The sequence below is a fragment of the Chryseobacterium vietnamense genome (assembly GCF_031454475.1).
In the GTDB taxonomy this organism is placed as follows: domain Bacteria; phylum Bacteroidota; class Bacteroidia; order Flavobacteriales; family Weeksellaceae; genus Chryseobacterium; species Chryseobacterium vietnamense.
This window is the reverse complement of sequence record NZ_JAVDQX010000001.1, coordinates 559508-572290: the sequence shown is the minus strand read 5'-3', so window position 1 is coordinate 572290 and position 12783 is coordinate 559508. Positions and strand designations below refer to the sequence as shown.

Annotated in this window: 14 protein-coding genes and 1 tRNA gene; 9 read left to right on the top strand and 6 right to left on the bottom strand. The window is 35.2% G+C overall.

Annotated features, from left to right (window positions below):
• Positions 1-7: 7 nt before the first annotated feature.
• Entirely contained in the window at positions 8-1660 is a 1653-nt protein-coding gene (locus tag J2786_RS02535; protein WP_310023838.1) for an RHS repeat-associated core domain-containing protein, read from the bottom strand.
• Between the two features lie 178 nt (positions 1661-1838).
• On the bottom strand, positions 1839-2066 hold the full coding sequence (locus J2786_RS02530) for a hypothetical protein (RefSeq protein WP_310023836.1): 228 nt from the start codon (positions 2064-2066) through the stop codon (positions 1839-1841).
• A gap of 430 nt (positions 2067-2496) precedes the next feature.
• On the opposite strand from J2786_RS02530, the gene J2786_RS02525 reads away from it, so the two are divergent.
• From J2786_RS02525 to J2786_RS02500, 6 genes are all read left to right on the top strand, one after another.
• Positions 2497-2964: a DUF3408 domain-containing protein gene (locus tag J2786_RS02525; RefSeq protein ID WP_310023834.1), complete on the top strand. Its 468-nt coding sequence runs from the start codon at positions 2497-2499 to the stop codon at positions 2962-2964.
• A gap of 351 nt (positions 2965-3315) precedes the next feature.
• Positions 3316-3861: a hypothetical protein gene (locus J2786_RS02520; protein ID WP_310023833.1), complete on the top strand. Its 546-nt coding sequence runs from the start codon at positions 3316-3318 to the stop codon at positions 3859-3861.
• 478 nt (positions 3862-4339) lie between these two features.
• Entirely contained in the window at positions 4340-5005 is a 666-nt protein-coding gene (locus J2786_RS02515) for a nucleotidyl transferase AbiEii/AbiGii toxin family protein (RefSeq protein WP_310023831.1), read from the top strand.
• Between the two features lie 38 nt (positions 5006-5043).
• On the top strand, positions 5044-5361 hold the full coding sequence (locus J2786_RS02510; RefSeq protein ID WP_310023828.1) for a DUF6922 domain-containing protein: 318 nt from the start codon (positions 5044-5046) through the stop codon (positions 5359-5361).
• Between the two features lie 137 nt (positions 5362-5498).
• Positions 5499-5690, top strand: coding sequence for a hypothetical protein (locus J2786_RS02505; RefSeq protein ID WP_310023826.1), 192 nt, complete (start codon positions 5499-5501; stop codon positions 5688-5690).
• Complete coding sequence (locus J2786_RS02500; protein WP_310023824.1) at positions 5659-7182, top strand: recombinase family protein; 1524 nt, start codon at positions 5659-5661, stop codon at positions 7180-7182. The genes J2786_RS02505 and J2786_RS02500 overlap by 32 nt, the downstream gene beginning before the upstream one ends.
• Here J2786_RS02500 and J2786_RS02495 read toward each other — a convergent pair.
• Positions 7173-7257, bottom strand: a tRNA-Ser gene (locus tag J2786_RS02495). The two genes, J2786_RS02500 and J2786_RS02495, sit on opposite strands and share 10 nt — an antisense overlap.
• 278 nt (positions 7258-7535) lie before the next feature.
• On the opposite strand from J2786_RS02495, the gene J2786_RS02490 reads away from it, so the two are divergent.
• On the top strand, positions 7536-7916 hold the full coding sequence (locus J2786_RS02490; RefSeq protein WP_047431799.1) for a helix-turn-helix domain-containing protein: 381 nt from the start codon (positions 7536-7538) through the stop codon (positions 7914-7916).
• Between the two features lie 69 nt (positions 7917-7985).
• Here the strand turns inward: J2786_RS02490 and J2786_RS02485 are convergent, their stop codons facing one another.
• The 3 genes from J2786_RS02485 to holA all read right to left on the bottom strand — a co-directional run bounded on the left by J2786_RS02485 (position 7986) and on the right by holA (position 11382).
• A complete protein-coding gene (locus tag J2786_RS02485; protein ID WP_047431802.1) occupies positions 7986-8198 on the bottom strand; it encodes a hypothetical protein in 213 nt (70 codons plus the stop codon).
• A 902-nt stretch (positions 8199-9100) separates the two neighbouring features.
• Positions 9101-10042: a thioredoxin-disulfide reductase gene (gene trxB, locus J2786_RS02480; RefSeq protein ID WP_047431805.1), complete on the bottom strand. Its 942-nt coding sequence runs from the start codon at positions 10040-10042 to the stop codon at positions 9101-9103.
• 302 nt (positions 10043-10344) lie between these two features.
• Positions 10345-11382, bottom strand: coding sequence for a DNA polymerase III subunit delta (holA, locus tag J2786_RS02475; protein WP_047431808.1), 1038 nt, complete (start codon positions 11380-11382; stop codon positions 10345-10347).
• A gap of 7 nt (positions 11383-11389) precedes the next feature.
• Between holA and J2786_RS02470 the strand changes: the two genes are divergently transcribed.
• Both J2786_RS02470 and J2786_RS02465 read left to right on the top strand, forming a co-directional pair.
• Entirely contained in the window at positions 11390-11821 is a 432-nt protein-coding gene (locus J2786_RS02470; protein ID WP_047431810.1) for a type I restriction enzyme HsdR N-terminal domain-containing protein, read from the top strand.
• A 196-nt stretch (positions 11822-12017) separates the two neighbouring features.
• A complete protein-coding gene (locus J2786_RS02465; protein WP_047431813.1) occupies positions 12018-12761 on the top strand; it encodes a dienelactone hydrolase family protein in 744 nt (247 codons plus the stop codon).
• Positions 12762-12783 lie beyond the last annotated feature (22 nt).

Here is a 12783-nt window from a genome sequence, read left to right as displayed (position 1 = left end):
CCTTTATTTAAACACAATTAGGATCTTTAGCACATTTATCATTTTTTTGAGGTTGTGGATTAACTTTTGCAGGTGGATTAGAGTTTACTTTGATATTATCAATTTTAACAGGTGTCGATAAATTATACGGCTGGATGTCAATTCCAGATTCCTTTAACGGCTTGGTTAATTCTGCCTTATTATTGATTCTTAATATTAATCGCTTTCCTTCAGATAAATTATCTTGAAATCTTAGTTGTCTTGTTAGGCCTTGTTTCTTGACATTTTTCACTTCTACAGGTCTTCCATCTTTCGTGAATCCATCCGGTCTTGTTTGCCCAGTTTTACCTGTTTTAGGGTCTATCGCTTCATAATTTTTTGTGTTCCTACTAACACTCTGCCCTTCTTCATTCATTTTATTTATTTGCTCCAGTTCAATTCTTCTACCTCTATCAAAATTCGCTAGTTGTTCTTTGGAAAATCTACTTGTTTTTATAGTGCCTTCACCTATTTCGATAGTTTTATTAACTGTTTCTATAACTGGACTAGGACGAAAGGAAGAGTTCTCAAACGAAGGCATAGCTCTCGTAACTACTCCAATCCATTCCAATCCCTCTAATTCCCTACCATCAATAACCCTGTTTTCCGAAAAATTATAATGTGACTGGTAAGCGTATTTCTCACTTAGCGGGTCAACATTAAAGAACCTTCCCATTGCGGAATCATAGTTCCTCCATCTGTAAGAACTCCATCCCGTCTCCGATTGTTTTTCCTGTCCTTGTGTGGAGTATTTATAGCTAGGTGTTATTGAAACAGCAGTACTCAGCTCTCCTCCAAATTCTAGTCCAAAAGGATAAAAATGTGTAGTTCTGTCAATTTTCAGGTTACCGGAAGCATCCTTATAATACGCCAGTCTGATGTTTCCTTGATGATCTGTATAGTTGTAAATATACTTATTTTGAACGAAATCATAATATCCCTCTGAAGTGGGAACAAAACTTAACACATCATTGATATATTGAAATCCATCCAAATAATCTGTCGTTTCAACCGTTTTTACGTTCATTCTTCCCGATCCATATGTATAGACTTTTTTCAGTTTTGCGCCTGCAGCATTATATAGATATTTTGTATTGACATAGGTATTCACCTCTAAATCATGAGGAACGTAATTCTGATCAAACTTTACGTAGTTGGGAAGATTAAGGTAATTGTAATCTATCTGCAAAATTCCCCTGTCAATATGGCTGCTCATATTCCCGTTACCATCATAAGGAATAGGATTCCCTGAAATATCAGGATAGCCACCATAGTTACCAGAAGAATCTGTTACCGTATTGAGCCTATTACCTGCGTAAGTATACCCCAGGTTATCCATCACTACAGCTCCCACGTTTGATAATAATCTGTTTCTTTTTAGGGTTTGAATATTTCCACCTAAATCATAAGTCAGGGTTTCATTAAAATAATTATTCTGTGGAACTGTCGCATTGGGTTCAGAATAAATTCCATTTTTGAGCCTGTCCAATACATCGTACTGATAATTATATCTTCTAAGCGTCCCACCATCAGCAGCCTGCCAGTCTATTTCTGCAATATTCCCATTGTATTTGCCTGTAGAAACTGTGGAATAAACAGGATTATGGTATTTAAGCTCGTAGGCAAAAAGCTTCCCGTTCAAGTTGGCGGGATCATTCACTTTCGTAATCCATCCTCGGATATTGTAAGATAAGAGATTAGATTAGGATGAGCAATATCCATAATCCTGTCTATATGATAATTAGGATGAGATTTTAAAGGTTTTGCTTGCTGGTGAAAAGAAGAAAAATTTTGATTGGATGCCCATTCCAAAGCTCCTTTTACCGATGTTTGGAAATATTTCTGAATAAATCGGTAGTAGTACCGCCTATCCCCTCTGAAAAGAGGTACCAGAGATTCTTCAGTTTGTCAATTTTAAAAGAGGCTTGGTTCTCTGGGGTAAAAGGATTTGGATACCAAGCTTCTTTTTCATTTTGGCGGGTTGGAAGGTGTTCGAGAAAAGCGAGGACTTCTTCCAGCTCTATGGAATTTAATTGCTTACAGTTCATTTTATGCTATCTATTTTTTAGAAGATAGCAAAGCGTTTAACGTACATGGGGTATGTGACGTCGAGTAGCTGTATTTGTCCTTTGGTTTCCTAATCACTCAATCTTATGGTTTTTGTATTAGGACAGCAAAAGAAAAACAGTTCCTATAAATGCCACAATAAAATCATATCCGAAATCATTCCTTTAATTTGTTATATAGTTAGCACTATAACTTTATATATAGCCAGCAAATTGAAATCATTAAATTATATGGGGATGAAATACTAATCAGTATACGTCATGACATTAGAATTTGTTATGCTCATAAAATGATAACAAGCTGTAGCGTAATGTAGCTAACAATATAATCAAAGAGCTTTATAACAATATAATAGCTTACAAAGTAATCGTTATATACAAAAAGGAGGATGAACATATAATCTTATACGATATGAACAAAGAAAACTTGCATGATCAATCCAATGAAAATGCGGCTTATGTGAAAAAAGGAACATCAAATAAACCTAATGGTCAATCCCAAGAATTAGCAGATAGTACTATAGCTGTAACGGATGATGAATATCTAAAACATGCTATGGCAGCGGAGATGCCTAAAGAGACTCAACCAATCAAAAGTCAGTCATTTGTAAGTGGAAATAGACGATCAAAGTCCTCTGGATTAACTGAGAAAGAGTATTTTGAAATCTTTTTTAAAATTCCAAAACAAAACGCCAGTAAAGGAAGGACTGTATACATCCGCCCTGAGTTCCATCAGAAATTTTTAAAGCTAATAGCTGGTCTTGAAATAGACAGGCTCACAATGTATGCTTATCTGGATAATATTATTGACTATCATTTTATACATTTTGAAGAGCTGATTCATAAAATATATCAGGATAGAAATAAACCATTGTTCTAAGGTATAATTTCGCTCGAAGGACTATATGATGGAATTTCTTTATATGGAAGGTTAAATTAAAGATAATTATTAATTTACAATAAATTTATTAACTTTATAGTGATATAATTAAAAAAAAACGATATACAAAAGTCATTATATCAGTTTGCTTAAAGACATCTAAGATGGGTTATATATTAATATTTCACGATCTAAAGAATCAATATTATTATTGTTATGACGATGATAAAAGTAATCTAATGTATATTGCTTTCGAAGACAAAATCATTTTGGAAAGCTTCATTATTCTCCAAGGATCTAAAAGTGAGCTTCCACTTGCCGGCTTTTTGCCATACGAAGTTTATCTCAATAATGTTGAGGTACAAAAAAAATAATTTAGAGGTAGAAAAAAGACGAAGGGAAAACGGCTTAAAGGCACAGGAATTATTTAAAATAATAGCTAGGGAACGGCTTTTTATTGTAGAAGATATTCCGCAGGACAAAGATAGTATTGCCAATTATAAAGTAATTGAATCGATACCAGTTAAAAGAGCCGATTATAATATCAAAAATTGTAAGAATATTGAAGTTGAAGTTAAATGTCTCACCTTATATCCAAGAATTAACCCATTGTTTTTCTACATTAGTTCCTATGAAGTAGAGAAGCTTGAAAATTTGAATAAATTAACTGGAAAAAAGACCATTCTAGCAATATATAGTCAAGCAGAAATTGAGCAGGAAAACTGTTCGGTAATCATGATTAAACTTTCTACAATAAGAAAAAATAAAAGACCTATTATCTATGATATAGATAAAGACTGCTATAAGGTTCCAATAAGCTTAACTACAGAAGGATTTGAACTGCTGGAAAAATATAGAATAAAGGGATATCTATATAGGAAATCAGATAGCAGATAATAATACTAATTTTAGAAATCGTAATTATTAAGTTGATAATCAGGCTTGAAATTAAGAGACTGACCATTCTAATTGTTTAGATAAAATTAATTGAACTCCAATTTACGCAGTTTGACAAACTGATATGTAAAATTCATCAGAAGTAAGTATACTTCTATTTATAAGAATACAATTACTAGAAATTCTTTAGATCATGGAATTCTTTCATAGGAAAGAAGCAAGTTATCTTTTGAGCAGTTCGAAATAAATTCCGCAGCTCAAAACAACTTGCCCTGACAGGATTTTAAACCCGCTCCGAAGTCGCTTTGTTTATTATATTAAATAGATAAAAAATAAGTCATTATTTTTATGGTTGCAGGTTACTGTCAAACTTATCTATAAGATACAATTAGGACAATAAAAGCCAAAAGAAGCCACTAAATACTACTTTAACATAACGGATCATTTACAGGAATAATTTGCTGAAAAATGATTCATTATGTTATACAAAGAGACTGTTAGCAATGAAATGTGGGAACTTCTTCAAAAGCTGATGAGAGATGAAAAACTCAAAGAGTACATCTTAGTCGGAGGTACTGCATTGTCCCTTAAAATAGGACATCGAAAATCAGTAGATATTGATTTGTTCACCACAAAGGATTTCGACTCAAAAGAAATGCTAAACTATTTACATAATACTTATGGGACTGATCTAAAGCAAAGCCAGCTATATAATAATACAGTACTTACCTATATCAATGATGTAAAAGTTGATGTTGTCACCCATAAATACCCATTATTAAATCCAATAGAAGAAAAAGAAGGTGTCCGAATGATCTCTAATAATGATATAGGAGCAATGAAACTTCATGCCATCTTTCAAAGTGGAAAAAGAATGAAAGATTTTGTAGATATGTATTTTCTTCTGGACGATAAACCTCTGAAACATTATCTTGAAAGTTATGAAAAAAAGTATGATGGTCATGACTTTTTGGCGGCTTATGCACTATCATATTTCGGTAATATAGAAAGAGAATTTGATGTTTCAATGATGAAAGGAAAAGAGAACAATTGGCTAAGGATATCAGAACGCTTAAAGAAGGCAGTAATCAATCCGGAAATGAAATTTAAACCTCCTCAAAAAGGAAGAGGTTTCCGGATGTAATTATTGTTTAATTCAATGAAAATCAGTAAATTTACTCTATGAAAAAGGCAGTTGATAATTCGCTAAAACCCAATCTTCATCACAAATTTTTTTGGGATACTAACGTAGACAAGCTGGATTGGCAGAAAGCCTATCAAGCTGTAATCGGTCGAATAATGGAACGTGGAGGCGAGGATGAAATTGATGAGATTGTTCGTTTTTATGGATATGAAAAAGTAATTAAGGCAATTCGGGACGAGATCTATTTTTTACCTAATTATGCGATTGATCGTGCTTTAGAATTCTTCCCTGAACTTAAAAAAGAAGAAATGTACTGTTATTTAAATCGAAAGGATAAACCTTATCATTGGATCTGATTCTATATACGATTAGGCATATATAAGACAAAGCGTGCCCCTAAATACCAATTTAGTAACGCAGGCTTGTTTCTCCTCTAGATTTATGATAAAATCTGAAAGACAGATTTTATCATAAATCTAAATCATAGGATGAAATGGAAAGCGGTACTGATAAAAAGGAAGAGAACTGGGCAACAGAAAAGGAATTGGACAGAAAGATAGAAGAACTGAAAGAAGATAGAGAGAGAGAAAAAGAGGAAAAACTAGAAAAACTTATTATACAGATCATCGTCTCATCAACTTTAAAAGAATATTATGAAAAAAGCGATAAGATACCTAAGATTTAGTAAACAAGGACAAAGTGTCTGCTCAATAGAGAGGCAGGAAATGATTACTGATAATTGGTTAAAGTTCAATGGTGTGGAATTGATTGATTCTTTTGTAGATCAAGGGAAAAGTGCACGTACTTTTGACCGTCCGGACTTCATCAAACTTAAAGAATTTATTGTTAGGCATCATAAAAAAGTGGACTACCTTGTTGTTGACCAGCTTGACCGTTTCAGCCGTATAGCTGATGAAGCCATTACGATGGTAAAGGGACTACAAAAAACATATGGTATCCAGATCGTCAGTGTAACAGAAAATATCACCTTTGATTATGATACCCCCGGAAGTTATTTTCGGGCAGGCTTACAGCTATTACTCGCTGAAGAGGAAAATATTAATAGGAGTGTAAAAGTAAGAGGAGGAATATACACTGCAAAAACCATAAAGGGCAGGTATACATACAAGAATCCACCATTCGGATATAGGAAGGAAGGCTTGGAAAAGGCACGCATACTGGTGGTTGATGAATCTCAGGCGAAAATAGTACGTTTCATCTATGATTCTTTTCTGCGAAATACACCTATCTATCTGATAAGAAAACAGGCCGAAGAACTTGGGTTTACAATCAAGGGCAATATGGCTATTGAGCGAGTTTTAAAAAATCCAGCTTATACTGGACTCATCAAAGCCAACTCACATCAAGGAGCACCGGGTGGACTATTTCCGGGTATCCACGAACCAATAATTGACAGGACTACATGGCAAATGGTACAGGAAAAGATCAAACGGCCAGGGAAGACAAGGACAGTCATTGATGATGAAATTCCTTTGAGAGGAGTTTTAAAATGTCATTGTGGCAATCCACTGTCGGGCGCTCCATCAAGGGGCAAATCAGGAAGATATTACCATTACTATAAATGCAAACACAGCAAGCATAATAATATAAGCGCTATTAAAGCCCATGAGCAATTTTCGAAAATCTGCGAACTAATGAGCCTTCCCACTGCCCGTGTAAGAAAGATCAGAACGGAAAGTAGGGAGTCGATTGACAGGGAACTGGAATTCAATTTGAAGAAGGTTGGTGAGAAGAAAAAGCAATTACAGGAGAATGAAGAGAAGCTATATTCGCTTGAAGAAAAATGGATAAAGAATGAGATTAATAAGGATACCTATGACCGCTGGTATTCTATCTACAATGCAGAGATTATAAGCTTAAAAGGAGCTATTGAAAGATTGAGTGAAAATAGAAGTCTTGCATTTGGTATACTGGAAAATAAATTGGATCTGTTGACTGATCTACGCTATGTATATGATGCAGCGGAAACGCTTCAAAAACGGGAATTTGTAAGCTTGGTGTTCGACAACAATCTTTATTATGAAAACCAAATCTTTCGAACACCTACCATGATGGAGATATTGTCGCATAATCACCTAAAAATGAGGGATAAAGGACTTCTTATATACGACAAAAAAGAGGATCTTTTATTAAAAGACCCTCTCAGCGGAGAGTGAGGGATTCGAACCCCCGGACCTGTTACAGTCAACAGTTTTCAAGACTGCCGCAATCGACCACTCTGCCAACTCTCCTTAAACCCCGGCTATACCGTTGTTTTCAGTGGTGCAAATATAGAACGATTTTTAATTTCTGCAAAACTTTTCCGTCACAAATTTTAACAAAACTTAATAATAGACTAGAAATCAAGGGAATTATTTTTCACTCTTTTGCTAAAGTTTCAATATAAAAATCTAAAACACCCATGTTTTGGGGGAATCCCATTATAGAAAGGCTTTTATATGACAAAACTTACAACTCTATTTACAAACATCCACATTTTTCACTACATTTGTAAAAACACAGGTATCCTATGACAATGGAAAAACTAAGAACTTTAAGAAAGCAGAAAGGTTATACTCAGCAGCAGATTGCTGATCTTCTTGCCACCGATGTCTCCAACTACAGTAGAAAAGAAAGTGGAGACGTCAAAATATTTGATGATGAATGGGAAAAACTGGCCAAAGCACTAGATGTTTCTGTAGAAGATATCAGAGAGGAGAAAACAGCAACTGTTATACAGAATCTTACATTCAACGATAGTAGTTCTAATACCAGCAACCAATCTGGCAACTATAATCAGTATTGCAATATTCCAGAGTATTTATTAGAAAACCAACAGGAATACATTAATCTTCTGAAAGAGCAGATTAAGGCTTTAAAAGAAGAAAATGAAAAAATGAAAAAAGGATAATCACTTTTATATAAGAACAAAACGGCTTCTATTGGAAGCCGTTTTTATTTTATACGTGTGAAAAGCTCCTTATTCCCGATCAACAATGGAAATAAAACTGTTTTTTAAAAAATCAGACGGATATACAAACTGATCTCCATCTTCTCCCTTTACTACAATTGCGCCCTGTTCATCGTTAAGGCATTTGTCCAATTGGGTTTTCATGTCATTAAGCGCTCCATTGGGAACTTCAATAATATAGGTACCGGTGACGTGTTTAACTTTTATGACTTTTGTTTCCATTTTGTTTTTGATTATGGGCTAATTTAGGGATTTTACTTTACGCAAAACAAGATGATCATAATAACTTGTCTATCACTTTTATTCAATTGAATAGTTTTAACCACCCCGTCAAAAATTCTTTGAATTCTTGCCACCCCTCCACAGGAGGGGAATGTGTACGTCTTCAGTTGTTATATATGTTTGGAAATATTTCTGGAAAATAAAGCTATTTACCTACTTTCTTATCGAATATTGGGTATGGAGAAATGTTGAATGTTGTAAGCGTAAAGGCGAGAACATTCGCTGAAAATCTTCTGAAACATTTTATAATATTAAACCATTAAGATGAATTAAATAATTAAGAATATTAAGATAAAACGCAACACTTTCTAAAACATCTTAGATGTTTCCTTAACTTTCCTTCACAGCTTCAAGTTTCTTAATGGTTCAAAATAATTTCAAAAACACAGTGTATTGAATTAGCTTTTGAAAATTTGGGATAAATTATTGTTGGAAAACGCAAGGGCGCAAGTAATATAAAAAAAGACTGTTATAAGACTCAAAGATTTTATCTCCGATACAATTGATAACTGCACATTTTTAAGTCTCTCGCTGATTTTGCAAATAAAGCAGATCAATTATGATGAAAAAAATCTTCGTAATCACCATAATCTGCGAGAATATTCGCTAAAAATCTTCTGAAACATTTTATACTATAAACCATTAAGATGAATTAAATAATTAAGAATATTAAGATAAGGCGCCACACTTTCTAAAACATCTTAGATGTTTCCTTAACTTTCCTTCACAGCTTCAGGTTCCTTAATGGTTCAAAATCATTTGAATATCTCTTCTCCTTTGTGTTTCCCAATAAAAAAAAGCGCACCCATAGGGCACGCTTTGTATGTATAAACTGAATAGTATTAGTGTAATTCAGCTAAATATTTTTCTGCATCCATTGCCGCCATACATCCGCTTCCTGCAGCTGTAATAGCCTGTCTGTAGATATGATCCTGAACGTCTCCGGCAGCAAATACACCCGGAAGATTGGTTCTTGAAGAACCTTTTTCAGTTAGGATATATCCGTTTTCATCAAGATCTACCTGACCTACGAAAATATCTGTATTCGGTTTGTGGCCAATAGCGATAAAGATCCCCTCAACATCCACTGTAGATTTCTCCTGAGTCTGATTATTGATGATTACCGCTCTTTCAACAAGGCTGTTTTCTCCTTCAATCCCGATTAATTCATGGTGAAATTTCACTTCGATATTCGGAGTACTTTCCACTCTGTGAACCATTGCTTTTGAAGCTCTGAAAACATCTTTTCTCACCAACAATGTTACTTTCTTACATAGTTTGGCAAGGTAAGTAGCCTCTTCAGCTGCTGTATCTCCTGCTCCTACTACTACCACGTCTTTTCCTCTGTAGAAGAATCCGTCACAGGTAGCACAAGCTGAAACACCACCGCCCGCATATTTTTTCTCATCTTCAAGACCTAAATATTTTGCAGTAGCTCCTGTAGAGATAATAACTGTTTTGGCAAGGATCTCTTTGTTTCCTGCATATAATTTATGAACACCGCCTACTTCCTTGGAGAATTCAGCTTTAGTGATCATTTCGTAATGAACTTTGGTATCAAATCTTTCTGCCTGTTTTTGCAGATCCATCATCATTTCAGGACCAGTAATCCCGGCTGGATACCCTGGGAAGTTATCCACTTCCGTGGTTGTAGTTAATTGTCCGCCCGGCTCCAAACCTGTATACAATTCAGGTTTTAAGTCTGCTCTTGCTGCGTAGATAGCAGCTGTGAAACCAGAAGGCCCAGATCCAACGATCACACAATCTAAAATGTTTTGCTCCATAATTTGCTTTGTTCGAAAAGATTTAATTTGAATTAGACCGCTAATTTCGGAATTTTTAATTTCTTTTTAAAGTTATTTTAATGATACTTGTCAATATCTGATATGTTGAATTTCGATAGTAACTGTTAAGTGGTCCGGGATTCGGAGTTCGGGGTTCGGGTTATTGCGTAACGGGGTTTAGGTGGGTAAGAAAATGTAAAACTTTTCTCCAATACCCCTCAAACCTCGAATCGCGCATCTCACCTATCTCGTATCCCGCAACTCGCAACTCGCAACACGTATCCCGCATCTCGCAACACGCATCACACCTTCATCTTAATCTTATCTACGTTGATAATCTTATACACAAGCTCTCTGATCAGTTCAGCTTCTCCCATATTCACCGCTCCAAGTCCTTTCCCTTTCATATCGAATTCACGGAGAATAGAAATCACTCTTGTGGCATGTTTAAGAGGATAAAGTCTTGCACTTTCCGCATAGTCTTTGATAAAATAAGGATTCACACCCATCTGTGAAGCAATCGTTTGTGGAGACTGCCCGGCCATCGTCTGATAGATAATAACGTTGGAAAAATAATTGTAAAGGCTTGCCAGCATCATGACAAAAGGATTATTCTTCGGATTTTTACCCATAAAATGAGCAATTTTAAAAGCTGCATTGGCATTTTTAGTTCCCAAAGCCTTCTGAAGTTCAAAAATATTGTATTCTTTACTGATTCCGATATGATTTTCAACAATGGTTCCGTCAAGGATTTCTCCTTCTTTAAGAATCATTTTCAGTTTATTCAGCTCGTTGGCAATCCTTGAAAGGTCATTTCCCAGATATTCTGCCAACAAATGAGAGATATTGGGAGCTGTATTGATTTTAAGCTTTGCACATTCATCTGAAATCCATTTCGGCAGATTGCTTTCCTTTACAGATTCACTAAGGAAAAGCGCTTTGGCTTTATCCAGGGCTTTGGCGGCTTTTTTTCTACTATCCAGTTTCTTGTGCTTATGGGCAAAAACCAAAACTGTAGAAGGAACAGGATTGTCTACGTAAGATTCCAGAATTCTGTTTTCCTCTTCATTGAATCGTAAATCCTGAGCTTCTTTCACAATAATCACCTGCTTATCTCCCATCATCGGAAACTGTCTTGCCAGGGAAAGAACTTCCTGATATGAAGTATCTTTTCCGTAAGTAACGGTTTGGTTAAAAGCTTTTTCATCTTCTTCCAAAAAGTTATGCTCAAGGGCTTTTACAGCAACATCAATGAAGTAAGCTTCTTCTCCGTGGAAAAAATAAATAGGTAAAACTTCTTTATTTTTAATATTTTTGAGGATTAAATCTAATTCTTTCATCTTATTAATGGAACTTCCAAAACTGAATTTTCAGGAAACTTTTGATTTTAAATTCAAGAAAGACAAAGATAAGTTTTTTATTTATGATTTGGTCCGCAAAACTTATCTTCTGCTCACTCCTGAGGAATGGGTCAGACAGCACTGGATACATTATTATCTTACTGTAAAATCCTACTCCATCTCTGCTCTGATTACCGAAAAAAAAATTATACTGAACGGTCTTACCAAACGGATTGACCTTCTGGTTACCGAAAAAACAGAACCTATAATTCTGATTGAATGTAAAGCTCCGCAGATCAAACTAACAGAAAAAACATTTGAACAAACTGCTCGGTACAATTCTATTATCGGCGCCAGGGAAATCATCCTGACCAACGGGCTTCAGCATATCAATGCGTACTATGAAAACGGACAGTATCAGTTTTACAGACCTGAGTAAGGCTTACAATATCAGATAATTCTGAAAAGGATTTAAATAATATTCTATTAATACTCTTTCTGAGTTATTTTTATTAATTTCGATAAGATTTCTTTTCAACACTAACATCACAAATTTTTACACGAATTACACCAATTGTTGTTTGTGGTTTTTGTGAAAGGATTAGTGTGATCTGTATTAACTTAAATTACAAAATATGATACGTTCCATCTTATTAACCGCAATGATTATGGCTTCAGGAAATCTTTTCAGTCAGAAACTTAAATCTGTTTCCTACCAGGACGGCTCCCAGAAACTAAATGGTCTCATCACTTCCAATGCAGGAAAAAAACTTCCCGGAGTATTGATTCTTCCAGCCTGGAAAGGCATTGATGAAGAAGCAAAAACAGCCGCCATTGAACTTGAAAAGCAAGGCTACATTGCTTTTATTGCTGATATTTACGGGGAAGGAAAAATTCCTGCGGATAACGAATCTGCAGCAAAGACCTCAGGATATTATAAACAGAATTATCAGGAATACCAGAAAAGAATTTCGCTGGCGCTGGAGCAGCTGAAGAAAAACGGAGCTATTTCTGATAAAGTAGCAGTTATCGGCTACTGTTTCGGAGGTACGGGAGCTCTGGAATCAGCAAGAGGTCATCTTCCTGTAGCAGGTGTTGTTTCTATCCACGGAAGTCTGGGCAGAGATCAGAGCAGAAAAAATGAAGCTTTGACGGCTAAAATTCTGGTTGAAAATCCGGCAGATGACAAAAGCGTGACTCCTGATGATTACAACAACCTCATCAAAGAAATGAATGATGGAAATGCCGACTGGCAGATCATCACGTATGCCCATTCCAAACATACATTTACAGATCCGAAATCTCCGGATTACAATGCAACCATGGCTAAAAGAGCGTGGAACCACACATTGCTCTTCCTGAAAGAAATTTTGAAATAACATAAAAAAGGCAAATTCATCA

Excerpts from the sequence above, each read along its gene's own strand:
- J2786_RS02490 (WP_047431799.1), top strand. The coding sequence starts at position 7,536 with ATGACAATGGAAAAACTAAGAACTTTAAGAAAGCAGAAAGGTTATACT.
- J2786_RS02510 (WP_310023828.1), top strand. The coding sequence starts at position 5,044 with ATGAAAAAGGCAGTTGATAATTCGCTAAAACCCAATCTTCATCACAAA.
- J2786_RS02525 (WP_310023834.1), top strand. The coding sequence starts at position 2,497 with ATGAACAAAGAAAACTTGCATGATCAATCCAATGAAAATGCGGCTTAT.
- J2786_RS02530 (WP_310023836.1), bottom strand. The coding sequence starts at position 2,066 with ATGAACTGTAAGCAATTAAATTCCATAGAGCTGGAAGAAGTCCTCGCT.
- J2786_RS02520 (WP_310023833.1), top strand. The coding sequence starts at position 3,316 with ATGTTGAGGTACAAAAAAAATAATTTAGAGGTAGAAAAAAGACGAAGG.
- J2786_RS02470 (WP_047431810.1), top strand. The coding sequence starts at position 11,390 with ATGGAACTTCCAAAACTGAATTTTCAGGAAACTTTTGATTTTAAATTC.
- J2786_RS02515 (WP_310023831.1), top strand. The coding sequence starts at position 4,340 with ATGTTATACAAAGAGACTGTTAGCAATGAAATGTGGGAACTTCTTCAA.
- J2786_RS02505 (WP_310023826.1), top strand. The coding sequence starts at position 5,499 with ATGGAAAGCGGTACTGATAAAAAGGAAGAGAACTGGGCAACAGAAAAG.
- J2786_RS02500 (WP_310023824.1), top strand. The coding sequence starts at position 5,659 with ATGAAAAAAGCGATAAGATACCTAAGATTTAGTAAACAAGGACAAAGT.
- J2786_RS02485 (WP_047431802.1), bottom strand. The coding sequence starts at position 8,198 with ATGGAAACAAAAGTCATAAAAGTTAAACACGTCACCGGTACCTATATT.
- trxB (WP_047431805.1), bottom strand. The coding sequence starts at position 10,042 with ATGGAGCAAAACATTTTAGATTGTGTGATCGTTGGATCTGGGCCTTCT.
- J2786_RS02465 (WP_047431813.1), top strand. The coding sequence starts at position 12,018 with ATGATACGTTCCATCTTATTAACCGCAATGATTATGGCTTCAGGAAAT.
- holA (WP_047431808.1), bottom strand. The coding sequence starts at position 11,382 with ATGAAAGAATTAGATTTAATCCTCAAAAATATTAAAAATAAAGAAGTT.